This window comes from Halorubrum pallidum (assembly GCF_055380345.1).
In genome coordinates this window covers 1,463,550-1,486,579 of the sequence record NZ_AP043945.1, presented here as the reverse complement: position 1 = coordinate 1,486,579, position 23,030 = coordinate 1,463,550, and the positions used below count along the sequence as shown (strand labels likewise).

Here is a 23,030-nt window from a genome sequence, read left to right as displayed (position 1 = left end):
TGAGAACCACTCCGGAGCCCCCGCCTCGCGGCTGCCCCTTCGAGTTTCGTCCACACAGCACCCCCATCCGTACCGCACCTCACGCCTCCCCAGCCTCGCGGCTCACGGCTTCGCCGTTCACCGCATCCCTCGCGCGCGCGATTCGCGCCCTCGGGGGCGCTCGTCGGCACGCGCCACCGCCCGCGTCGGGTTTCTGACCGCGCCTACAGCACGCCCATCTGCCCGAGCCGCTCGGGGAGGTATGTGTCCGTCACGAAGTCGAGCCCGCGGCTCGCGAGCGACTGCTGTTCGGACTTCTTGCCGATGTCGAGCTGCAGTTCGATCTGCTCTTCCCAGTAGTCGGTCTGAAAACGCGGGTCCTCCAACTCGGATTCGAGCGCGTTCACGTCGGAGTCCGAGAGGGGATCGCTGGGCAGGTCGTACTCGACGATGTCCTCCGGTTGGATGCCGATGAACCGCGCCTCCGGGGTCGCGAGGTACTTCGAGAGGTGCGCCGACTTGATCGACCCGTACGCGACGGATCCGAAGATCCGATATGACCACGGGTCGCCGTCCGTGAACACCACCACGGGGAGGTCGAGTTCGTCACGGAAGCGCTTCGTCAACCGCCGCGTGGCGCGAGCGGGCTGTCCGCCGAGGTGGACGACCAAGGCGTCGTGTGCCTCGTCGAACCCGTTCTCGACGAGTCGGTCCCGCATCCCGCCGGTCTCGACGCAGAGGACGAACTCGGCGTCGTTCTCCAAGAACTCGATGGTGTCGGGGTTGTTGGGGATCTGATACCCTCCCTGTCCAACGTCGAGTTGACAGTGGATGTCGCGGTCGCCGCGGTTGGTCTGCTCGCGGAGCCGCAGCGGACCCATCACCTTCGCGCCCGACTCCTCCGGGCGCATGTGGAAGTCTTCGCGGGTCGCGCCCGTGACGATCTCGAGGTCCTCGACGAGATCGTTCGACTCGTCTTGGCTGGAGAACTGCGCCTCGTCGTTGTTCCACGACTCGGAGAGGTAGTACAGCTCACGCAGGGTCGACGAGCGGTCCTCGTCGAGCTGCTCGGCGAGGAACTCGATCGTGTACGCCGCCTTCAACAGCTTGCGTGCGCCTCGGACCGAGTTCGCGCTCCGCGTCGACGTGCGATCGCCGTAGGTCCAGACGCCGCTCTCCTCGTCGTACACGATGTTGCTCTTCGTCCGCGTCGGTAGTTCCATCTCGGGGATCCGACCGGCCGCGAACTGGTCGTAGAAGTCCGCGGCCAGATCGATCAGCTCGTCTCGTGCGTCGCTTTCTGTCGTCATTTACGCGTTCACCGTGAGTTTCTCCGTTTCGAGGCCGCCGACGCTGACCTCGAAGTCGGCGTCGTCTGTCACCCGATACGTCAGTTCCCGCTCGTCGCCCGAGGGTACCTCGGGCGTCCACTGGACGAACCACTCGCCGTCCATGTCCACGACCGTCCCGTCGGACAGGTCCGTCGGCTCCGCCGAGACGATGTCCGTGATCTCCAACTGCTCGTTCACGTCCGAGTGGTTCTCGACGACGAGCGTCACCGTCCCGTCGTCGACCTCGCGTTCGACGCTCACGTTATTCATGATCCGCGCAAGCGCCCCGCTGATGTCCGGACGCGGCCGTGCCGTTACCTCAGACACTTTGTCCGCCATCTCCGGGAGGATCGTCCCGAGGACGTTCTGTTTCTCGCGGCGCTGCTGCATCGAGCGACGCTTCTTCAGGAACGACTTCAGTTCGCGGGCCGCCTCCCTGACCGCGAGTTCGATCTCGTCTTCGATCGCCGGGACGTTCGCGATCGCGTCCTTCGACTCGCTCGTGAACGGGACGTTCGTGGACGCGACGTGGATCGAGATGACGGCCGGCCCGTTGGGCATTCCCGAGCCGCCCGGCTGGTCCAGCCCGTAGTTGCGCCAGCCGATCGACTTGATCACGTCGGTCGTCGCGCACGCGCCCCGCTGGTAGACGAGCGGGACGCGGTTCGCGAACCGCAGCAGATCGACCGATCCCTCGGCCGATATCTCCCCACCGTAGGCGATCCCGGCCTCGACGATGAACGGATCGCCGCCGTGGACTTCGGCGTCGCGGCTCGCCGCCGCGTAGAAGTCCGCGTCGTACTCCTTGCGCAGCCCCGCTTCCACGAGTTCGGCCGTGATCGGCGCGAGACAGTCGGTCGGCGGCGCGAGGATGTCGGTCGCCCGCATCGCCGCCAAGAGGTCGGCGGCGGCGTCGCGGTCGTCGGCGATGACCGACACCTTCGGGGGGTCGTCCGGCACGGTTCGCGCCCGCGACCACGCCGCCTCGGCGACGTTGTCGCGGGCCGTCTCGCCGAACGTCGCGTCGTGCTGTTCGGCGACGAAGTTGGCGGCGTCCGCGACAAGCCGGTCGAGGTCGTCGCGGGTGATCCGAAACGCGTCGCCGTCGAGGTTCAGGAACCGCCGCGAGAGCGCGTCGGCCATGGCTTGCACCGCGCCGTCGTCCTTCCGCGTCGAGGTCGCCTCGTCGACCAGCGCGTACACGTCGGCGACGAGCGGCGACTCGCTCGCGTCGTCGCCGATATCCTCCGGATCGTCGGCCTCGCCGTCGGCGTCGACACCCGTTATCGTCGCCCACGCGGCGGCGACGGCGTTCTCTCGGACGGTCCCGCCGAACGTCTTGCCCGTATCGCCCTCGACCGTCTCCGAGACGTTCGAGACGATGTCAGCTAGTTCGGAGCGAGTGATCCGGTCGTTGTTCCCCACCGTCTCGGCGACTCCCTTCGCGAAGGCGGTCGTCGCCTCCTCGCCCTTGTTCGCGACCGCGTCCGCGACCGCCCGTTCGACGTCTCGGTCGTCGTGCGCGCGCGGCGGCGACCACGCGAGTTCCCGGCCGTAGTAGACGTCTCGAAAGTTGTCGATCACGCCGTCCGCGGTCTTCTTGCCGACCCGGGTGAACTCCTCTTGTAGGAACCCGGAGACTGAGTACGACTCCGTCGCCGCCAGCATCTTGATCAGCGCGCCTAGTTCGACGCCGTGCGGATGCGGGCGTATCTCCTCCGTCTCCGCTGGTAGATCGTCGGTCGCGCGCTCGAACTTCATCGGTTCGTCGAGTCCCGGCTCGCGCAGTTCGATCCGGGCGTGGGGGTTGACGACGGCCGTGTGTTTCACGTAGTCGTGGAGCTGGCCGCGAGCGCGCATGTTCGCCTCCATCTCCAGTTCGATCCGGGTGCCGTGCGGGCGGTCCCACGTCGTCTCCTCATCCGCCCGGATTTCCGGCTCGTTCGTGTCCGTATCGATGATGAGCTCGAAGTACTGCGCCCGCGACTGGCCCTTGGGGCGCGAGGTGATCTTCGCCGGCTGGCCAGAAGTCAACTGCGAGTACAGCACGGCCGCCGAGATCCCTATCCCCTGCTGGCCACGCGACTGCTCGCGCGCGTGGAACCGACTCCCGTACAGGAGCTTCCCGAACACCTTCGGGAGCTGTTCTTTCGTGATCCCCGGCCCGTTGTCCTCGATCACGAGCCGGTAGTAGTCGCCCACCTCCTCGATCTCGATGTAGATGTCGGGGAGGACCCCGGCCTCCTCGGTCGCGTCGAGGGCGTTGTCGACCGCCTCCTTGACGGCGGTGACGAGCCCGCGAGCGCCCGAGTCGAACCCGAGCATGTGTTTGTTCTTCTCGAAGAACTCGGCGATGGAGATCTCGCGCTGACCCTCGGCCAGCTCCTCCGCGATCCCCTCCTCGTCGCCGATCGTCGACTGGAAGGACGTCATTCGGTGTCCTCTCCTTTCGCCGAGGCACCTAAAAACGCACCGCCAGCGGGGTGAAAGTGTATCTCGCCGCGAAGAACGGTCTCGACCGGAGTTCGCGTCTCCGACGGAACTCGGCGCTCCGGCGGGAAGACGTCGCGGACCGCCGCCGGCCGGTTCGGCAACTTATCAGCCTCCGCGGTGTGATGAGTGTATGGACACCGGGGACGGCAAACGGATCGGCGCGGTCGAGCGATCCGTACGCATACTCGAACACATGGTCGACAACGAGGAGGGCAGCGTGAATCGGCTGGCCCGCGCGCTCGACTACTCGCCGAGCACGGTCCACGCGCACCTCGCCACGCTCCACGACCTCGGGTACCTCGTTACCGTCGACGGCGAGTACGCGGTCTCGAACCGCTTTCTGCGAGTCGCGACCCACGCCCGAGAGAGGATCGAGGGACTGGACGTGATCAGAGCCAACGTCCGGCGGCTGGCGGACGAGACGGGCGAGAGCGCGCAGTTCATGGTCGAGGAACACGGGCGCGGAGTATACGTCGAGAAGGCGGAGGGCGACCGCGGCGCACCGAACGACACGTCGCTCGGAACGCCCCGCTACCTCCACATGTGCGCCTCCGGGAAGGCGATCCTCGCACACCTTCCGCCAGAGCGCGTGGGCGAAATCGTCGATCGGTGGGGACTCCCGGCGGAGACGGACCGGACGCTCACCGACGAGGAGGTGCTGTTCGCGGAGCTGGACGCGATCAACGACGCCGGGGTCGCCACGAACGAGGGCGAGACCGTCGACGGACTGACCGCCGTCGGCGCACCGATCCGCTCTCCCGACGGACGCGTGATCGGTGCGATCAGCGTCTCCGGACCGACGCACCGGCTCACGTCGAATGGCGAGATACGAGAGCGGTACCGCGACGCGCTGATCGGCGCGGTCGAGGACGTCACGCTCAACCTCACCTACCTCTGAGCCGCCGGTCGCGTTCACCGACGGCGAACGCGCGACCGAACACGCTGATCGGAAGTTCCCTCCCAACGGAGGCGTCTCTCCGGTGGGTTCGGCGACACCCGGAGCCGATCCGATGCGGACCGGCGTTCGCCGGTAGCGAACGATAGGTGCTCGTCTCTATTTTCGTCCGACATCACAATATCTTCGTGCTTTATTCCGCATACAGTAACTTCATACCCCATCGAACCGCCACTCTAGTTGCTATATGTCCACAATTGCAGCAGAGACGATCCGCGAGGAGGCCGACGTGATCGCGTTCGACCTCTGGGACACGCTTCTCGACCGCGAAGCCACGCTCGTCCCGGCGCTGGACGCGTTGCTCGACGACCACGGGAGCGACTACGACGCCGAGATACTGCTCCGACGGTACCTGGCGATGCACTTCCGGGACTCGATGATCGACTCGCTCGTCCCGGGGCCGCACACGCCGTTCAAGGAGATCAGTCGCCGCGCCCTCAGCTACCGGCTCGACCAGATCGGCCTCGACGTACCCGACGAGGAGGTGCGAGCCGTCATCCGACAGTGGAAGACCCTCCAGCCGTACCCGGACGTCGACGCCGCGCTGGACCGGCTGAGCGACGAGTACACGCTGGTCGGGCTCTCGAACGGCGACCCCGACATGCTGGAGGCCGTCCGCCCGAACTTCGAGACGGAACTCGACGGGGTTGTGTCGGTCGCCGACGCGGGGGCGTACAAGCCGCACCGAGCGTCGTACGATCTCACGTGTGAGGTCTTCGACGTGGCACCGCACGAGGTGGTGTTCGCGACCGCTCACACGTTCGACCTCGTCGGCGCGAAGGCGGTCGGAATGCGCGGTGCCTTCCTGAACCGACACGAGAACCCGTACGGCGACTGGCCACAGCGTCCCGACGTCGTCGTCGACGACACCGAGGCGCTCGCGGACGTGCTCACGGCCTGAGTCGTCGTCGCGGCGCGAACTGTACGGTTCCGTGTTCGACCGGGCCGCCCGTCGGAGGCGGCCGCTTCCAAAAGCGGTAATCCGTCCGGGACGCGAGTGGTCGTATGGACGCACGCATCCGCGAGCACGCCGAGACGATCGCCGATCACTCCGCGGGTATCGAGTCGGGCGACAACGTCGTCATTCAGATGCCGAGAGAGGCCGAAGATCTGGCGGTCGCCCTCCACGAGATATGCGGGGACCGCGGCGCCAACCCGGTGTACCTCAACTACTCGAAGCGCGCGCAGCGGGCGTTCAAGCGGGCGTCCGCCGAGTTCACCGAGCCGAGTCACCGCCGCGCACTCTACGAGGAGGCAGACGTGTTCGTCATCGCCCGCGGCGGATCGAACGCGACGGAGGACGCCGACGTGGACCCCGAGACGAACGCGGCGTACAACCGCGCGATGGAGGAGGTCAAACGGACGCGCCTCTCGAAGACCTGGTGTCTCACCCAGTATCCGACCGCGAGCCACGCGCAGCTCGCGGGCATGAGCACCGAGGCGTACGAGAACTTCGTGTGGGACGCCGTCTCGCTCGACTGGGACGCCCAGCGCGAACACCAAGCGCAGATGGTCGAGATCCTCGACGACGCAGAGGAGGTCCGGATCCGATCGGGAGAGGAGACCGACCTCACGCTCGACGTCGCCGGGAACCGCACGCTCAACGACTACGGCGAGAAGAACCTCCCCGGCGGAGAGGTGTTCACGGCACCGGTCCGCGACGGCGTCGACGGAGAGGTGTACTTCGACTTACCGCTGTACCGCTACGGCCGGGAGATCGAGGGCGTCAGGCTTCGATTCGAGGACGGTGAGGTCGTCTCGCACTCCGCCGAGCGCAACGGGGACCTGTTGACGGGCATCCTCGACACCGACGAGGGGTCGCGGCGGCTCGGCGAGCTCGGAATCGGAATGAACCGCCAGATCGACCGGTTCACCTACAACATGCTGTTCGACGAGAAGATGGGTGATACGGTCCACATGGCGGTCGGATCCGCGTATCCGGAGACGGTCGGCGAGGACAACGAGATCAACGAGTCCGCCGAGCACGTCGACATGATCGTCGACATGAGCGAGGACTCCGTGATCGAAATCGATGGCGAGGTCATTCAGCGAAACGGGACGTTCGCGTTCGAGGACGGGTTCTGAGAGCGCTCTACGGATTCTGAGGGCGCTCCACGGTTCAGATGGAGAACCGTCCTCGAACGTGTAATTTTTGGTGCATATTTTTGCCGGCCGAGCGAAATGAGGCCGGGAAAAAGGTGCAACTGGGACGTTCGCGTTCGAGGACGGGTTCCAGGCGCGCGACGCTTATCTCTCCGGGGCTCGTAGCTCGGCGTATGTCCGAAGAAGTCCTGTTCAAATCGGAGGGTCGGCGGAGCCGCGACGAGATCGCCGCGTACCTGCGCACGGTCGCTGATTCGCTGGAGGCGGGGACTGCGATCACGCTACGGCAGGGCGACGAATCGGTGAGCGTCGATCCGCCCGCGCGGCCGACCTTCGAGGTGAAGACGGAGCGCGAGGGGCCCGCCGACGGACCCGGCGAGATGAGCGTCGAGTTCGAACTGGAGTGGGACGAAGAAAGCGAGAGCGTCGTGACTGGCGACTTGGAAATCGAATAGTCTCCCAAAACCGAGATCGTGGGGTGATGGGCCCCTACGGGACGTTTCCGGGCACTTCGACGAACGCGTCACGCGCGGAGAGGTGATCGAGCGTGTCGTCGACCTCGGTTCGGACCGCCTCCATCCGCTCGACGAGCTCCTCGTACTCCTCCGAGCCGGTCGCCCCCGACGCCTCGAGCGCCGCTTTCTTCGACGCCAGCGCGAAGAACTCCTGGCTCCGCTCGTCGAAGTTCGCCCGGTGGAGCAACACCTCGACCAGCGTGAGAATGTCCTCTTTCGTCACCGGCTTCGTCTTGTAGTCGTCGAACGGCATGTCGACGATATCGACGTCCGGCTCGACCGCGGTCAACATCGCGACCCGGGCCTTGTAGCCGGCGTTGCGGATCCGGTCGAGAACCTCGTGACCCGACATGTCGGGCATCCGCCGGTCCAGCAACACGACCTCGACGGAATCGTCCATCTTCGAGAGGGCCTCCTCGCCCCCGGTGGCGATCCGCACGTCGTAGGGTCCGTCGAGGTACACACGGTACAGCTCTGCGAGGTCGGCCTCGTCGTCGACGGCGAGCACCGTCGGTGGCGTCTCATCGCCACTCATGGACGGTCGACTCCGATTGACGAATCGGTCTCAGCGGGGCTGCTCGCCGCAGAACCGCTCGCCGCGGGGTCGGTCGCGACGAGACTTGTTGTGCCGAGTTTGGTGGGCGAGCGTGTGGCCATACCCGATCGAGGGTTGGTGCCGGATTAAAGTCTTGAGCCGACATTATCAAAACAGATACCTCGAAACGTCCCATCTTCTGGGACGGCGCGACCGGCAGAGACGGGTGCTGTGACCGAAATCGACGGACTGTCGTGACCCAAAGGCACATTTACGCGCGCGCCATATCGACCAGCAACGAATGTCTCACAGTCCCTCATTGCCCGACCGTCCTCGCCTGGAGCTCGATCCGGAGATGAGCGAGACGGAGCGGCTGGAGGCGATCCGCCAGCACTACCGGCGGATCCTGCAGGTGAACAACGAACTGGAAGACCGACTCGACGACGCGCAGAACCGGCGCGGCGAGTTGAAGACCGACGTCGACGATCTGAAAAACGAGAACGAGGTGCTGAAGACCTCGTCGCTGTACATCGCGTCCATCGAAGAGATCACCGACGACGGCGTCGTCATCAAACAGCACGGCAACAACCAAGAAGTGTTGACGCAGGCGGCCACGCGGCTCGACGAGGATCTCCGTCCCGGCGACCGCGTCGCGATCAACGACTCCTTCGCGGTCCAGCAGGTGCTCGACGACGAGACCGACTCTCGCGCGCAGGCAATGGAGGTCACCGAGTCGCCCGACGTCGAGTACGCCGATATCGGCGGTATCGACGACCAGATCCGCGAGGTGCGCGAGGCCGTCGAGGACCCGCTGGAGAACCCCGAGCAGTTCGAGGCCGTCGGCGTCGAGCCACCGAGCGGCGTGCTGTTACACGGCCCGCCGGGCACGGGGAAGACGATGCTGGCGAAGGCGGTCGCCAACGAGTCCGACGCGACGTTCATCAAGATGGCCGGCTCCGAACTGGTCCGGAAGTTCATCGGCGAGGGGTCGCGTCTCGTCCGCGACCTCTTCGAACTCGCCGCCGAACGCGAGCCCGCCGTCATCTTCATCGACGAGATCGACGCGGTCGCCGCCAAGCGAACGGACTCGAAGACCTCAGGCGACGCCGAGGTCCAGCGAACGATGATGCAGTTGCTCTCGGAGATGGACGGCTTCGACGAGCGCGGAGAGATCCGCATCATGGCCGCGACCAACCGCTTCGACATGCTCGACGAGGCCATCTTGCGACCCGGGCGGTTCGACCGGCTCATCGAGGTGCCAGAACCCGACACCGAGGGGCGCGCGCGCATCCTCGATATCCACACTCAAGACATGAACGTCGCCGAGGGAACGGACGTGAGCGAGATCGCAGTGGACCTAGAGGGATACAGCGGTGCCGACATCGCCTCGCTGGCGACCGAGGCCGGCATGTTCGCGATTCGCGACGGTCGCACCGAGGTGACGCAAGGCGACTTCGAGGCGGCCCGCGAGAAGCTCCAAGACGCCGAACAGACCGAGGAGCGCGTGATCAACTACCAGTACTGACCGTCGGTTCAGGCGGGGAGAGCCGCCGCTCCGCGTGCCGTGGCCGCACGAAAGCGTCAGTGTTTATGCGGTATCGAGTCTCCGTGTAGCAATGAGCGTTCCATGCGTCGCGGTCGCGCGCGAGCGCGGCGAGACCGTCCGTGAGCGGCTCGCCGACGCCGACGCGCTCGACGGGGACCACGAGATCGCCGTCGAGGGCGACACGATATATATCCCGGTCACGGCGGTCGAGCGGGTTCCGAGCGACCTCGCGGATCGGATCGAGAGCCGGGACGCCGCCGAGCGCGACCGGCCGACGACGCCCGCCGAGATCCTCGGCTTCGAACCCTCGTTAGAGCGGCTCGGCGATATCGTCATCGTCGACGAGGACGACCCCGACCGGGCCGCCGCGATCGCCGAGGCGGTGATGGCCTCCGATCTCCCCTGTGAGACGGTGCTCAACCGCGCGTCACCCATCGAGGGCGAACTCCGCGTCCGGCGGTGGAACGTGCTCGCCGGCGACGGAACGGAAACCGTCCACCGCGAGTACGGCCACGAGTTCGCACTCGACGTCGCCGAGGTGTACTTCTCTCCGCGGCTCGCGACCGAGCGTCACCGCGTGGTGACGCAGGTCGATGCTAGCGAGACCGTCGTGGACATGTTCGCCGGAGTCGGTCCATACGCGATACCGATGGCGACTCGCGGTGCCGACGTCGTCGCCTGCGACCTGAACGAGACGGCTATCGAGTACCTCCGCGCGAACGCCGAGCGCAACGGCGTCGCGGACCGGGTGACCGCGATTGCGGGCGACGTGCGTCGAGCGACGACGGAGCACGCCGACACCGCGGACCGGCTCGTGATGAACCTCCCGCACTCCGCCGACGAGTTTCTCGACACGGCGGTCACCCTCGCCGGTGACGACTGCGTGATACACTACTACGACATCCAACACGAGGACGACCCGTTCGGCCCGGGGACGGAGGCGATCCGCGCCGCTGCCGGCGACGAGTACGCGGTCGACGTCGAGACCGAACAAATCGTCCGGTCGTACGCGCCACACGAGTACAACGTCTGTCTCGACGCTCGCCTAACGCGACGGTAAGCGGACTTCGACGAACCGTCTCACGACGGACTAATCAGTAGCAGCGGGTAACGACAGAGGCGTTCGCCGCCCGCCCGAAGTCCACGGGTCGGAACGGCGTCGGGCCCGTCACATGACAAGAGTTCACGGTCGTGTGACCGATTGGGGGCCAGAGGCGATTGTGCGCTTGACACGCCGGTAGCGTTGGTCACAGGGTTCCGTGGTGGATCACTCGCTGGGGAGAGTGTCGCGTCGGATCGCCGTGGGGGATGCGACCGACGCGGTTGTCGACGCCCGGTACGGGCTCCGACCGGGCACACACCGACGAGGGAGTCGATCCCTGCCATCGCGGCACGCGTTCGGTGTCATCACACTACGATAGAAACCCGACCACATATTTATGTTTTTTCCTTATATCATACGGGTATTTCCCATATACCTATTCGTATGTAGTGGTAACAGAATTATTTCGAAACGTTTGGGTTATGAGATCCATCCATTCGGCCGAAACGGAAGACCCTTCTGGTGTCGACCGGATGCGGCCGCCGCCGCCACCGTTTCGGAACCCTTATTTTTCCGTTCGGGAATGGTCACATGCGCCGGGGTAGCTCAGCTGGCAGAGCGATTCCTTCGTAAGGAATAGGTCGAGGGTTCAAATCCCTCCTCCGGCTTTCTGCTGTGAACAACGTGAGCAGCGAAAGCCGCGGAGGGATTTGAATCAGAGAGTGAAGCGAAGCGGAACGACCGTGGTTCACAATCATCTCTTCCGGCGTACGCTGTTTGTCCTCGCTGCGAACTGTCGTTCTGGGACTCGTACGGTAAGGACAACTACGCTCTCACCGACGGATCTCAGCCGCTCGCGACACGCTCGATATGGGTAGGGTTTTCCGGGCCGCGTTCCTTCGCGAGGACATGGCACGAGACGTTTCCAACCCCGACAATCCGCAGGTAACGCTCCAGACGAATCACGGCGACATCGTCGTCGAACTGTTCGCCGACCGCGCGCCGAAGACGGTCGAGAACTTCCTCGGACTGGCGCGTCACGACCCCGCCGCCGACGCCGAGCCCGCCCGCGACACGAACACCTGGGAAGATCCCGAGACGGGCGAGACGCGGGGCGACTCGGTGTACGAGGGCGGCGTCTTTCACCGCGTCATCGACGACTTCATGATCCAGGGCGGCGACCCGCAGGAGAACGGTCGCGGCGGCCCGGGTTACCAATTCGACGACGAGTTCCACGACGAGTTGACTCACGACGGCCCGGGGATCCTCTCGATGGCGAACTCCGGTCCGAACACCAACGGTTCGCAGTTCTTCATCACGCTCGACGCCACCCCGCACCTCGACGGGAAGCACGCCGTCTTCGGACAGGTCATCGACGGGATGGACGTCGTCGAGGAGATCGGCTCCGTGTCCACCGACCGTCAGGACGAACCGCGCGACACGGTCGAGATCGACGGCGTCACCGTCGACGAGTAACCCGACCGTCGGTTCGGCACAGTCAATACTCTCGTCCGGCGACGACTGCGCAGACGTTCCAATTATATCGGCGTTACCGCTCTGAGAAGCGTCGCTTTCCGGGCGGCACATCGCGAAAAAATGCGGAACTCGACGCGCGCGGGTAGCGCGCGGAACGCGGCTTACTCGAAGCGTTCGACGGCCTGTTCGTAGCGTGCGGCGGGCTCGGACCAGTCGACGACGTCGAAGAAGTTGTCGACGAACTCGCCGCGGGCGGGGCCGTAGTCGTGGTAGTAGGAGTGTTCCCACACGTCGAGCGCGAGGATGGGATGGCCGCCCCAGATCGCCCCCTGGTCGTGTTTGTCCACTACCACGTTGCGCAGTTGGTTCGAGAACGTGTCGTATACGAGCAGCGCCCAGCCGCCCGCTCCGGAGGCCGCGGCCTCGAACTCGCCTTTCCACGCGTCATACGAGCCGAAGTCCTCCTCGATCCGGTCTGCCAGAGCGCCAGAGGGTTCGTCGCCGCCCTCGGGACTCATGTTCTGCCAGAACAGGTCGTGCAGAATGTGCCCCGACGAGTTGTGCGTCACGTTCCGAATCGCGCCCGCAGACGACGAGAAGTCCCCCGCATCGCGGTTCGCCTCCAGCGTCTCCTCCGCGGAATTCCAGCCGTTCACGTACCCCTGATGATGGGTGTCGTGATGCCATTCGAGCACCTGCTCGGAAATGTGCGGCTCCAGCGCGTCGTACTCGTACGGTAACGGATCGAGTTCGTAGCTCATTGGTGTCTCACCTGTTAGGATCATGCGCCGGAAACCTGTTAAAGATAATGAGTCATCTGATACCACACGTCACTGGACGTGAGTGTTACCCAGATACTCGCAAACGAGCGGTACGCTCGCGGTTCAGGATGGATCTCGTCGATGCGGTGTCTCGTCTCGGCTACGAGACACTGTGCGTCGACACGCAGAGACAGACTCGCACAGCGCGGAAATGAACGCTGCGCGCGAGGCGGTGGGACTGGGATTTGAACCCAGGAAGCCGTGAGGCTACCTGCTTTCAAGGCAGGCGCAATGGGCCGCTCTGCCATCCCACCGCGATGAGTACGGTCACCCCGAAGCAGTCATGCGATTCTGGCTCTCTGAAAGCGAGCCACACGATGAACTTCGAGCCGTTCAGAGCACGATTGAACCGTGCCCGAACCGGCGACGTCCACCGTCGTGGGGTGTGTCAAGATGCAGTATCGCGACAAAGTTGAAGCTATCGTTATCCCTGCTTCCGAGTGCGACTCGGCCTCCTCGCTCGTCGTCGATCGCCTCTTCCGCGACCGATCCGAGTCGCGGACGAAAACCGGCACCCCTCGCCGGACGGCCACGCTTTTTATACACCGGGGCGAGTCCACCGGCATGAGCGAGAGTGACCCAGACGTCGTCGTGTTGCGGCAGACGATCCACGGTTCGGACGCCCGCGACCTGACCGCCGCGGTCCGCGACCGACTTCCGAACAGCACGGTCGCGATGGCACGGACGCCGGACGAAGAGCGCGAGCTACTCGAAACGGCGCGGATCGCCGTCGGACTCGACATCGACGCGGACCAGCTGTCGGTCGCCGAGAACCTCGAACTGTTCGCCTGCGTGTTCGCGGGAACGGGTCACCTCCCGCGAGACGCTCTCGCGGACCACGGCGTCGCCGTGACGAACGCCTCCGGAGTCCACGGTCCGAACATCTCCGAGTACGTCGTCGGCGCGATGGTCACCCATGCCCGGCAGTGGCAGCGGGCCCACCGTCAGCAGGCCCGCCGCGAGTGGCGGAACTACGAGACGACCGAGGTGTACGGGTCCACCGTGGCCGTCGTCGGGCTCGGTGCGATCGGACGCACCGTCGTCGACAGACTCGACGCCTTCGACGCGGAGACGATCGGGGTTCGCTACTCTCCCGAGAAGGGCGGGCCGACGGACGAGGTGTACGGGTTCGACGAGTTTCACGAGGCGATTGCCGACGCCGAGTACGTCGTGCTCGCGTGTCCGCTCACGGAAGCGACTCGCGGGCTCGTCGGCGCCGAGGCGCTCCGCACGATGCGTTCCGACGCGGTTCTCATCAACATCGCACGCGGGCCGATCGTCGACACCGACGCGCTCGTCTCCGACCTCCGGAACAGCCGGATCCGCGGGGCGGCACTCGACGTCACCGATCCGGAACCGCTGCCCGAAGACCATCCGCTGTGGGGACTCAGCAACGTCACGATCACGCCGCACAACGCGGGACACACGCCGGAGTACTACGACCGGGTCGCCGACATCCTCGCGGAGAACGTCGGCCGCCTCGATGCCGGCGACGAGTTGAAAAATCGGGTCGTGTGATCTCGGCGATCGCGACGCGCCCGACCGACGCGACGCTACTCGCGTCAGCGCCGACGACTAGAGGTCGAAGCGGTCGAGCGTCATGACCTTGCTCCACGCCTCGGCGAAGTCCTCGACGAACTTCTCCTCCCCGTCTTCAGCGCCGTAGACCTCGGCGACGGCGCGGAGACGGGAGTTCGATCCGAAGACGAGGTCGAGCCGGGTCGCGGTCCAATCGACCTCGCCGGTCTCGCGGTCGCGGAGCTCGAAGATCTCCTCGTCCTCGTCGACGGGCTCCCAGTCGCGGTCGAAGTCGAGCAGGTTGACGAAGAAGTCGTTCGTCAGCGTCTCCGGCTCGTCGGTGAACACGCCGTGGTCGGAGCCGTCGTAGTTCGCGTCGAGGACGCGCATCCCGCCGACGAGCACCGTCATCTCGGGGACGGATAGCTTCAGCAGTTCGGCCGTATCGACCATCTCGTGTTCCGGCTCGTTCGGGAGGTCCTCGCCGAGGTAGTTGCGGAAGCCGTCTACCTCCGGTTCGAGCGCCTCGAAGGACTCCTCGTCGGTCTGCTCTTGCGTGGCGTCGACGCGGCCCGGTTCGAACGGGATATCGACGTCGTGGCCGGCAGCCGCGGCGGCCTGCTCGATGGCGAGGGTGCCGCCAAGGACGATGAGGTCGGCGAGCGACACGCGGGTGTCGTCGTCACGGGAGTCGTTGAATTCGGCTTGAACCTCCTCGTAGGTCTCTAGCACGGATTCCAGCTCCTCGGGGTCGTTGACCTCCCAGCTCCGCTGGGGTTCGAGGCGGATCCGCGCGCCATTCGCGCCGCCGCGCTTGTCGCTGTGGCGGAACGTGGAGGCGGACGCCCACGCGGTCTTGACTCGGTCGGAAATCGAGAGGTCGGACTCCGCGATCAGGTCCTCGAGTTCGGCAATCTCCGACTCGCCGACGACGTCGTAGTCGGCCTCCGGGAGCGGGTCCTGCCAGAGCATCGTCTCTTCGGGGACCTCGGGGCCGAGGAACCGCTCCGGCGGACCCATGTCCCGGTGGATGAGCTTGTACCACGCCTTCGCGAACGACTCCTGAAACTCTTGAGGGTCGTCGCGGAACTCCTCTAAGACCGCTCGGAAGTCGTCGTCGTGTTTCAGCGCCACGTCCGTCGTCAGCATCATCACGTCTTCCTTGTCGTCGGGGTCCGCGACGCCGGGCGCGGCGTCGTCGAGTTCGTCGTTCTTCGTGGTCCACTGCCACGCGCCGCCGGAACCCTTCTCCGGCTCCCACTCGTAGCTGAGCAGATTGTTGACGTAGCTCATGTCCCAGGCGGTCGGTGTGGTGTTCCACGGTCCCTCGATCCCGCTGGTGATCGTGTCGGGGCCCTTCCCCTCACCGAACTCGTTGTCCCAGCCGAGTCCCTGGAGGTCGATCGGGGCGTCCTCGGGCTCCGGTCCGAGGTTGTCGCCGGAGTCGGCGCCGTGGACCTTGCCGAAGGTGTGACCGCCGGCGATGAGCGCGACCGTCTCCTTGTCGTCCATCGCCATGTGGCTGAAGGTGTCGCGGATGTTCGACGCGGACCCCTCCAGGTCCGGCTCGCCGTTCGGCCCCTCCGGGTTCACGTAGATGAGGCCCATGACGGTGTTTCCGAGCGCGTCGTCGAGGCGGCCGTCCTCCTCGAAGCGCTCCGACGAGGTCATCTCCCAGTCGTCCTCGGGACCCCAGTCGACGGCGTCGTCGGGCTTGAAGTCGTCCTCGCGGCCGCCGGCGAAGCCGAACGTCTCGAATCCCATCGATTCGAGAGCGACGTTCCCGGTGAGAACGATCAGGTCCGCCCACGAGAGCTTGCGACCGTACTTCTGTTTGACCGGCCAGAGCAGCCGCCGGGCCTTGTCGAGGTTGACGTTGTCCGGCCAGCTGTTGAGCGGCGGGAGCCGCTGTCGTCCACCGGCCGCGCCGCCGCGACCGTCGTGGGTTCGGTAGGTGCCGGCGCTGTGCCACGCCATCCGGATGAAAAGCGGCCCGTAGTGGCCGTAGTCCGCCGGCCACCAGTCCTGCGAGGTCGTCATCACCTCCTCGATATCCGCTTTCACCGCGTCCAGATCGAGTTCCTCGAACGCCTCGGCGTAATCGAATTCCTCGTCGATCGGACCGGGGTTCCCGGCGTGTTCGTCGAGGACGTCTAAGTCTAGCTGGTTCGGCCACCAATCAGTGTTGTCTCTTGGCATTATCGTTGAGTTTCCGTGGGTAGTTCGCTCGTAACTGTACCGAAAGCGTCTGCACAGGACTCCACCTCTCGAAAACGGACGCACCGAAATCCGACGCCGGCGTCGCGAGAACGACCGGCGCGTGGAGGTCGGCGACACCCGTCTCGTAAGCGAAGTCGTCACGCATTCGGCGTCATCATTTCTTAACCGACCTCGAATAAAAAACTGGCTACTGTCGTCCGTGCCGTTTATTAATCAGACCTTAATTTTTTATTCCATAAACAATATTTTGAAGAGTTTAAAGCGCTATCGGAGAGCGCGGTGTCTCCGGTTCGCCGATGCCGCTACTCGGAATCGGCCCGCGGATCGAACTCCCCGCGTCGGATACCCTCTCTGACGGGGTCGTGTTCCGCGTCTGTCGGCGGCGGCGCGGTGACGAGCGACGCCTCCAGCCGCTCGTCGTCGCTCGCCTTCACGCCGCGTTCGGTCCCGGACTCCACGACGACCACGTCGCCGGGGCCGACTCGTCGCTCCGTCTCGCCCTCTCTGACGACGCCGGAACCGGACTGCACCGTGATCGCCACGTCGCTGTCGGGCGCGTGGACCGGAATGAACTGACCCGACTCGAAGTAGCCGCAGACGACCTTCATCCGGTCGCTCCGGAACACCTCGCTGGTCGAGAACCGCTCGTCGTCGTAGCTCCGCTCGGAGTCGAAGTCGGTCGCCGGCACGTCACTCACTCCTCCGGACGGGCGACGCGCGGTGGTCCCTCTCGATATCGGTTGCCGGCGTGGCAGTGATGTCTGTCACAGCGGAGCGTTCGGGTCCCGTCGGCGAGTGCGTGTCCCCGAACGTGTTCGGCTCAACACCGATTGGGGCGGCGCGTCATCCTCCGATCGCATGCCGAGACTCGACGTCCGCGAAATCCCGCCGGTGAACCGTCACGACAAGATACACGAGGCGTTCGACGGGATGGACCCGGGCGAGACGCTCACCATCGTCAACGATCACGAACCGAAGCCGCTGTACTACGAGATGGCGGCCGAGATCCCCGAATTCGACGAAGAGGCGTACGAGGTACGGCAGAACGCGCCCGACGAGTTCGTCGCGGAGTTCCCGAAATCGGAGGACTGAGTGCCTCACCTCGACGAGACGAGAGCTACGCCTCGGTGAAGCCGCTGCTCGCGTCGAGCGCCGAGACGCCGACTTCGCGCCGCTCGATATCGGCGGTCTGACGGCGAAGACGCTTCCGGAGTCGCTCCGGGTCGGAACGCGATTCGGACCGGCCCGGATCCGCCTCAGTCCGATCCGTCGCCGACCCGGTCGAACCGGGAGTTCCCTCGGATCGATCAGCGTTCATACCTGAGAGTCGGCCGACACCCGGGTGCGCGTTATCCCGAACGAGTTCGGGGTCGATCGGATGACACGGCACCCCCGAACATGTTCTTTCGGAGGTATCTTCTATCGGAGCGAAATCGATCGACGTGATGCCCGACACCCAGTCGATCTACGAATCGATCGGCGGTCGCGAGGCCGTCGAGGCCGTCGTCTCGGACTTCTATGACCGCGTCTTCGACGATCCCGTCCTCGAACCGTACTTCGAGGGCGCCGACCGCGAGGCGCTGTACGCCCACCAGGTCCAGTTCATCAGCGCGGTCGCCGGCGGCCCGGTCTCCTACGAGGGCGCGGACATGCGGGCGGCCCACGAGGGGATGGGGATCACAGAGGAGGCGTTCGGTCGCGTCTCGACCTACCTCGGGGAGGCCCTCAGGGAGAACGGGGTCGACGGAGAGAACGTCGAGGCGATCCTCGAAGCGGTCGGCGCGCTTGAACCCGACGTGGTCGGTCAGTAACCCGACCGGAACCGATCGATCCGTCCCCGGCGATCGGAGGCCGACCACACACTCAAGTCCCCGCCCTGAGACGTGTCACCATGGACACCGAACGCTTCCTCTTCGTCTCCGCGGACGCCGCGCTGATCGCGGATCTCGCGTGGCAGGTCCACCGCGAGGGACACGACGTGAAGTACTACATCGAGGCCGAAAGCGACGCGGAGATCGGCGACGGATTCGTTCCGAAGGTCGACGACTGGAGGGCGGAGATCGACTGGGCCGACGTGATCGTCTTCGACGACATCTGGGTCGGAAGCGATGTCGGAACGGGCAAGTTCGCTCAGGAACTTCGCGAGCGAGGGAAGGCCGTCGTCGGCGGGACGCCGAACACCGACTGCCTCGAAGAGGACCGTGGGTACGCGATGGATATTCTCGAGGACCACGGTGTGAATACCGTCGAACACCACATCTTCGATAGTTTCGACGCGGGGATACAACACGTCCAAGAGAACCCTGCCCCGTATGTGATCAAACCACTCGGCGAAGTCCAGAACGTCAAGCGCTTACTGTACGTCGGGAACGAGGACGACGGGAGCGACGTCGTAGACGTGCTGAAAGCGTACAAGAAGGCGTGGGGTCACCGAATGAAGGGCTTCCAGCTGCAACGCAAAGTAGAGGGTGTCGAAGTCGCTATTTGCGGATTCTTCAACGGGAACGAGTTCGTTGATCAGGTCAATTTCAATTTTGAGCATAAGAAATTATTCCCGGGAAACATCGGTCCCTCGACTGGCGAAATGGGGACCTCGATGTTCTGGGCGGGCCAGAACAAACTCTTCGAAGAAACCTTCGGGAAAATCGAAGGGTGGCTCGCCAACGAAGGCTACGTCGGAAGTATCGACATCAACTGCATCGTCAACGAGAACGGGATCTACCCGCTGGAGTTCACGCCGCGGTTCGGGTATCCGACCATCGCGCTGCAGGAAGAGTCGATCGAGTCGTCTACCGGGGCGTTCTTCAGCGATCTCGCGCACGGCAACAAGCCAGAGGTAGACGTTCACAACGGGTACCAAATCGCCGTACGAGTCGTCTTGCCGCCGTTCCCGTTCGACGACGAGAAAACCTACGACGAGAACTCCCGGAACGCGGCCGTCGTGTTCGAAACGGAAAGCCGCGAAGGGATCCACCTCGAAGACGCGAAGAAGGTGGACGGCCAGTGGCGCGTCGCGGGCGACAACGGGATGCCCATCGTCGTGACCGGCAAAGGCGAGACGATGCAGGCCGCGCGCGAGCGAGCGTACGATCGGATCGACAACGTCGTGATGCCGAACATGTACTACCGCGACGACATCGGAGAGCGCTGGATAGACGGCGACGGCGACCGCCTGCAGGCGTGGGGGTACCTCGGCCCGAAAGACGCGTGACCGGCCGGCCGAAGCGATAGAACGGCTGCTCGGAGCGGCGGAACGTCCGACCGGGGGAAAACGATCACCGTGGGTCGAGCGGGCGTCCACGACCGACCGCAACCTCCACGACTTTTTAACGGTCGGGAGCCACTACTCGCGGTATGGCCAAGTATTCGACGGGCGGCGGCGGCGGAGGCGACGACGGAGACGCCTGTGAACTCTGCGGACGCGAGACCACGGATCTCGAGCGAGCGACGGTCGCCGGGGCGAAGTTGCTCGTGTGTTCGGACTGCCGGCCGCACGACGACGCCGGAAACGCACCGAGCAGTCGCGGCGGCGGGTCGAGCGGCGGCGGTAGCTCCAGCGGCGGTAGCTCCGGCGGCGCGAGCGCCGGATCGGGCGGAACCGAGAGCCGGAAGAAAGAACTCGCCCGCAAGCAGGCCAAGATGTACGACTCCGCGACGGGCGACTCTAAACACTGGGAGGAAGGCGGAACCAACTACGAGTCGGACCGACTCCCATACCTCGTCTCGGGCTACGGTGACGCGGTGGAAACGGCTCGCCAAGACGCCGGCCTGACGGTCGACGAACTCGCCGACGAACTCGATCTCGACGAGGAGGACATCCTCGCCGTCGAGGACGGCCGCGCTGCGACCGCCGGGGTCGGCGGCTCCGTGGTCCGCGCGCTCGAAGAGCGGCTCGGCATCGAGATCGTCGACGAGTGACCGCGGTGAGCGGCGAGCGTTAGCTGATTGAGAGCTGTACCCACCGCGTTCGCGTTCTCCGATCGCGCGCCTCGCACCCGATTCCTCCGGTCGTTTTTATTCCGTGCCGCCGAAGGCGTCTCCATGATCACGGTGAAAGACACCGTCCACGATCACATCGAGATCGACGGTGTCGCCGCCGACCTCCTCGATACGCCCGCCGTCCAGCGGTTGCGACACGTCAAGCAGCTCGGGACGGTCCAGCTCGTGTACCCGTCTGCGAACCACACGCGGTTCGAACACAGCCTCGGCGTCTACCACCTCGCCAGTCGGGCGCTCGACCATCTCGGCATCGACGGGGTGCAGGCCGACCGGATCGAGGCGGCGGCGATGCTGCACGACGTCGGACACGGACCGTTCAGTCACAACCTCGAAGCGCTCACGCACCGACGGACCGGAAAGTACCACGACGACGTCGACGAGTTGCTCGCGACCGGTGCGGTCGGCGAGGTCCTCCGAGATCACGGTCTCGATCCCGAACGGATCGCCGGGCTCGTCGCCGGCGAGGGGACGTACGGACAGCTCGTCTCGGGCGAACTCGACGTGGACCGCATGGACTACCTCGTCCGCGACGCCTACCACACGGGCGTCCCGTACGGCACCATCGACACCGAGCGGTTCGTCCGCGAACTGACGTTCACGACGCTCGCGGACGGGGCAGACGACGTAGACGGGGACGCGAACGGCGGTGACGGTAGCTTCGACGATCGGAGCGGCGACGGGCCGACGCTCGTCTTGGACGAGGGGAACGTACAGACTGCGGAGAGCCTGCTTCTGGCCCGCGCACTGATGAACCCGGTGGTCTACACGCATCCCGTCGCACGCATCTCGAAGGCGATGTTGCGCCGCGCCGCGAGCGACCTGCTCGATTCGACGGCCACGACCGCGTCTGCGCTCCGGCGGATGGACGACCACGACTTCCTCGCCGCGATCCGCGACTGTCCGGCCACCGCGGACCTGTCTCGGCGCTACGACGAGCGCGACCTGTACAAACGCGCGGTGTGGGCCGAACACGGGGACGTCCCCGACCGGGTCCGCGACGCGAGCCACGAGGGGGAAGTGGCGATCGAACGCGAGATCGCCGCGGCGGCCGGCGTCGACCGAGATCACGTGCTCGTCGACGTGCCGCCCGAGCCGACGATGCGCGAGTCCACGGCGCGGGTCACCGTCAACGGCGAGGTCCGCCGGCTGGAGCGGCAGTCGCCTCTCGTCTCCGCGCTCCGGACGGCCCAGCGGAATCAGTGGCGGTTCGGCGTGTACGCGCCCGAGCCCGCCACAGACCGCGTCGGTCGCGCAGCGGCCGACGTGCTCGGACTCGACCCCGACGCGCTCGTGACGGAGGTTCGACAGGCGATGCCGACGACGCTCGACGAGTTCTGAGAGCGGTCGCGCTCGGACGCGATCCGTCCCGTGACGTTTTAATCCCGCGCTGGCGACGCTGGGGTATGCACCTCGAAGGGACGATCCTCCGCGGCCCCGACTTCGACCCCGTCGAGGGACGGGTCGTCGTCGCCGACGGCGAGATCGTCCGTATCGACGCGGCGACGGTCGACTCAGACGACGTGATCCTCCCGGCGTTCGTCAACGCGCACACGCACATCGGCGACTCCATCGCGAAGGAGGCGGGCGAAGGGCTCGGACTCGACGATCTCGTCGCGCCGCCAGACGGGCTGAAACACCGACTGTTGCGCTCCGCGAGCCGCGACGAGAAGGTCGCCGCGATGGCCCGCACCCTCCGGTACATGGAGTCGACGGGGACCGGTACCTTCCTCGAATTCCGCGAGGGGGGAGTCGAGGGCGTCGACGCGCTTCGGGACGCGCTCGCGGGAGAGGGCGTCGCGTTCGGCGAGCGCGCGGTCGATCCCGTCGTCTTCGGTCGCGACGACCCGGACGTGCTCGACGCAGCCGACGGGTACGGCGCGTCCGGGGCCCGCGACGCCGACTTCGACGCCGTTCGATCGGAGACGCGAGCGGCCGGCAAACTGTTCGGTATCCACGCGGGCGAGCGCGACGCGGACGATATCAACCCAGCGATGGACCTGGACCCCGACTTCCTCGTCCACATGGTCCACGCCGAAGAGATCCACCTGAACCGGCTCGCGGACCGCGGCACGCCCGTGGTCGTCTGTCCGCGGTCGAACCTCGTGACGAACGTCGGCGTGCCGCCGATCCGCGGCCTCGCCGACCGGACGACCGTCGCGCTCGGTACCGACAACGTCATGCTGGACTCGCCGTCGATGTTCCGGGAGATGGAGTTCGCGGCGAAGCTGTCGGACCTGCCCGCCCGCGAGGTGCTCCGGATGGCGACGGTCAACGGCGCGACGATCGCGGGGCTCGACCGCGGCGTGATCGAGGAGGGCAGAGACGCCGACCTGCTCGTGCTCGACGGCGATTCTGACAACCTCACCGGCGCGCACGACATCGTTCGCGCGATCGTCCGACGGGCGGGAGAAGCTGACGTCTCTCGGGTCGTGATCGGCGGCGAGGAGGTCGTCCCGCGGACCGACTGACGGCCGGTCGGGACGACTGCGCCGCGGGT

22 protein-coding genes and 2 tRNA genes are annotated in these 23,030 nt (G+C 65.6%); 15 read left to right on the top strand and 9 right to left on the bottom strand.

The window, feature by feature from the left end; all coding sequences use genetic code 11:
• Positions 1-203: 203 nt before the first annotated feature.
• Both ACZ45C_RS09305 and ACZ45C_RS09300 read right to left on the bottom strand, forming a co-directional pair.
• Positions 204-1,289, bottom strand: coding sequence for a DNA topoisomerase IV subunit A (locus ACZ45C_RS09305; protein ID WP_460558730.1), 1,086 nt, complete (start codon positions 1,287-1,289; stop codon positions 204-206).
• Complete coding sequence (locus ACZ45C_RS09300) at positions 1,290-3,743, bottom strand: DNA topoisomerase VI subunit B (RefSeq protein WP_460558728.1); 2,454 nt, start codon at positions 3,741-3,743, stop codon at positions 1,290-1,292.
• Between the two features lie 190 nt (positions 3,744-3,933).
• On the opposite strand from ACZ45C_RS09300, the gene ACZ45C_RS09295 reads away from it, so the two are divergent.
• The 4 genes from ACZ45C_RS09295 (at position 3,934) to ACZ45C_RS09280 (ending at position 7,316) form a co-directional block, all read left to right on the top strand.
• Complete coding sequence (locus tag ACZ45C_RS09295) at positions 3,934-4,701, top strand: IclR family transcriptional regulator (protein ID WP_460558726.1); 768 nt, start codon at positions 3,934-3,936, stop codon at positions 4,699-4,701.
• A 244-nt stretch (positions 4,702-4,945) separates the two neighbouring features.
• Positions 4,946-5,659 (top strand): haloacid dehalogenase type II, encoded by a 714-nt coding sequence (locus ACZ45C_RS09290; RefSeq protein WP_460558724.1) that lies wholly within the window; start codon positions 4,946-4,948, stop codon positions 5,657-5,659.
• Positions 5,660-5,763: 104 nt separating this feature from the next.
• Positions 5,764-6,843: an aminopeptidase gene (locus tag ACZ45C_RS09285; protein ID WP_460558722.1), complete on the top strand. Its 1,080-nt coding sequence runs from the start codon at positions 5,764-5,766 to the stop codon at positions 6,841-6,843.
• A 191-nt stretch (positions 6,844-7,034) separates the two neighbouring features.
• Positions 7,035-7,316 (top strand): amphi-Trp domain-containing protein, encoded by a 282-nt coding sequence (locus ACZ45C_RS09280; RefSeq protein WP_460558720.1) that lies wholly within the window; start codon positions 7,035-7,037, stop codon positions 7,314-7,316.
• A 34-nt stretch (positions 7,317-7,350) separates the two neighbouring features.
• Here the strand turns inward: ACZ45C_RS09280 and ACZ45C_RS09275 are convergent, their stop codons facing one another.
• Complete coding sequence (locus ACZ45C_RS09275) at positions 7,351-7,911, bottom strand: HalX domain-containing protein (protein ID WP_460558718.1); 561 nt, start codon at positions 7,909-7,911, stop codon at positions 7,351-7,353.
• Positions 7,912-8,212: 301 nt separating this feature from the next.
• On the opposite strand from ACZ45C_RS09275, the gene pan2 reads away from it, so the two are divergent.
• From pan2 to ACZ45C_RS09255, 4 genes are all read left to right on the top strand, one after another.
• Positions 8,213-9,436 (top strand): proteasome-activating nucleotidase Pan2, encoded by a 1,224-nt coding sequence (gene pan2, locus ACZ45C_RS09270; RefSeq protein ID WP_460558716.1) that lies wholly within the window; start codon positions 8,213-8,215, stop codon positions 9,434-9,436.
• A gap of 91 nt (positions 9,437-9,527) precedes the next feature.
• The gene (locus tag ACZ45C_RS09265) at positions 9,528-10,517 is read left to right on the top strand and encodes a class I SAM-dependent methyltransferase (RefSeq protein ID WP_460558714.1); all 990 of its coding nucleotides are present in this window, start codon (positions 9,528-9,530) and stop codon (positions 10,515-10,517) included.
• Between the two features lie 577 nt (positions 10,518-11,094).
• Positions 11,095-11,167: transfer RNA gene (locus ACZ45C_RS09260), tRNA-Thr, on the top strand.
• 241 nt (positions 11,168-11,408) lie between these two features.
• Positions 11,409-11,975 (top strand): peptidylprolyl isomerase, encoded by a 567-nt coding sequence (locus ACZ45C_RS09255; protein ID WP_460558712.1) that lies wholly within the window; start codon positions 11,409-11,411, stop codon positions 11,973-11,975.
• A 161-nt stretch (positions 11,976-12,136) separates the two neighbouring features.
• Here the strand turns inward: ACZ45C_RS09255 and sod are convergent, their stop codons facing one another.
• Both sod and ACZ45C_RS09245 read right to left on the bottom strand, forming a co-directional pair.
• Positions 12,137-12,736 (bottom strand): superoxide dismutase, encoded by a 600-nt coding sequence (gene sod / locus ACZ45C_RS09250; protein ID WP_460558710.1) that lies wholly within the window; start codon positions 12,734-12,736, stop codon positions 12,137-12,139.
• A 230-nt stretch (positions 12,737-12,966) separates the two neighbouring features.
• Positions 12,967-13,050, bottom strand: a tRNA-Ser gene (locus ACZ45C_RS09245).
• 310 nt (positions 13,051-13,360) lie between these two features.
• On the opposite strand from ACZ45C_RS09245, the gene ACZ45C_RS09240 reads away from it, so the two are divergent.
• Positions 13,361-14,314 (top strand): D-2-hydroxyacid dehydrogenase, encoded by a 954-nt coding sequence (locus ACZ45C_RS09240; protein ID WP_460558708.1) that lies wholly within the window; start codon positions 13,361-13,363, stop codon positions 14,312-14,314.
• A gap of 57 nt (positions 14,315-14,371) precedes the next feature.
• On the opposite strand, the gene katG is transcribed toward ACZ45C_RS09240, so the two are convergent.
• The 3 genes from katG to ACZ45C_RS09225 all read right to left on the bottom strand — a co-directional run bounded on the left by katG (position 14,372) and on the right by ACZ45C_RS09225 (position 17,223).
• A complete protein-coding gene (gene katG / locus ACZ45C_RS09235; protein WP_460558706.1) occupies positions 14,372-16,513 on the bottom strand; it encodes a catalase/peroxidase HPI in 2,142 nt (713 codons plus the stop codon).
• Entirely contained in the window at positions 16,494-16,679 is a 186-nt protein-coding gene (locus ACZ45C_RS09230) for a hypothetical protein (protein WP_460558704.1), read from the bottom strand. The genes katG and ACZ45C_RS09230 overlap by 20 nt, the downstream gene beginning before the upstream one ends.
• Before the next feature lie 157 nt (positions 16,680-16,836).
• Entirely contained in the window at positions 16,837-17,223 is a 387-nt protein-coding gene (locus ACZ45C_RS09225) for a cupin domain-containing protein (protein WP_460558702.1), read from the bottom strand.
• 169 nt (positions 17,224-17,392) lie between these two features.
• On the opposite strand from ACZ45C_RS09225, the gene ACZ45C_RS09220 reads away from it, so the two are divergent.
• A complete protein-coding gene (locus ACZ45C_RS09220; RefSeq protein WP_460558700.1) occupies positions 17,393-17,626 on the top strand; it encodes a DUF2249 domain-containing protein in 234 nt (77 codons plus the stop codon).
• Between the two features lie 25 nt (positions 17,627-17,651).
• On the opposite strand, the gene ACZ45C_RS09215 is transcribed toward ACZ45C_RS09220, so the two are convergent.
• On the bottom strand, positions 17,652-17,852 hold the full coding sequence (locus tag ACZ45C_RS09215; RefSeq protein WP_460558699.1) for a hypothetical protein: 201 nt from the start codon (positions 17,850-17,852) through the stop codon (positions 17,652-17,654).
• A 127-nt stretch (positions 17,853-17,979) separates the two neighbouring features.
• On the opposite strand from ACZ45C_RS09215, the gene ACZ45C_RS09210 reads away from it, so the two are divergent.
• The 5 genes from ACZ45C_RS09210 to ACZ45C_RS09190 all read left to right on the top strand — a co-directional run bounded on the left by ACZ45C_RS09210 (position 17,980) and on the right by ACZ45C_RS09190 (position 23,001).
• Positions 17,980-18,345 (top strand): group I truncated hemoglobin, encoded by a 366-nt coding sequence (locus ACZ45C_RS09210; protein ID WP_460558697.1) that lies wholly within the window; start codon positions 17,980-17,982, stop codon positions 18,343-18,345.
• Positions 18,346-18,425: 80 nt separating this feature from the next.
• Positions 18,426-19,745 (top strand): phosphoribosylamine--glycine ligase, encoded by a 1,320-nt coding sequence (locus ACZ45C_RS09205; protein WP_460558695.1) that lies wholly within the window; start codon positions 18,426-18,428, stop codon positions 19,743-19,745.
• A gap of 143 nt (positions 19,746-19,888) precedes the next feature.
• A complete protein-coding gene (locus tag ACZ45C_RS09200; RefSeq protein ID WP_460558693.1) occupies positions 19,889-20,452 on the top strand; it encodes a helix-turn-helix domain-containing protein in 564 nt (187 codons plus the stop codon).
• A gap of 123 nt (positions 20,453-20,575) precedes the next feature.
• The gene (locus ACZ45C_RS09195) at positions 20,576-21,871 is read left to right on the top strand and encodes an HD domain-containing protein (protein ID WP_460558691.1); all 1,296 of its coding nucleotides are present in this window, start codon (positions 20,576-20,578) and stop codon (positions 21,869-21,871) included.
• 65 nt (positions 21,872-21,936) lie between these two features.
• Positions 21,937-23,001 carry an amidohydrolase family protein gene (locus tag ACZ45C_RS09190; RefSeq protein WP_460558689.1) on the top strand — a complete coding sequence of 355 codons (1,065 nt, stop codon included), beginning with the start codon at positions 21,937-21,939 and terminating at the stop codon, positions 22,999-23,001.
• Positions 23,002-23,030: the final 29 nt, after the last annotated feature.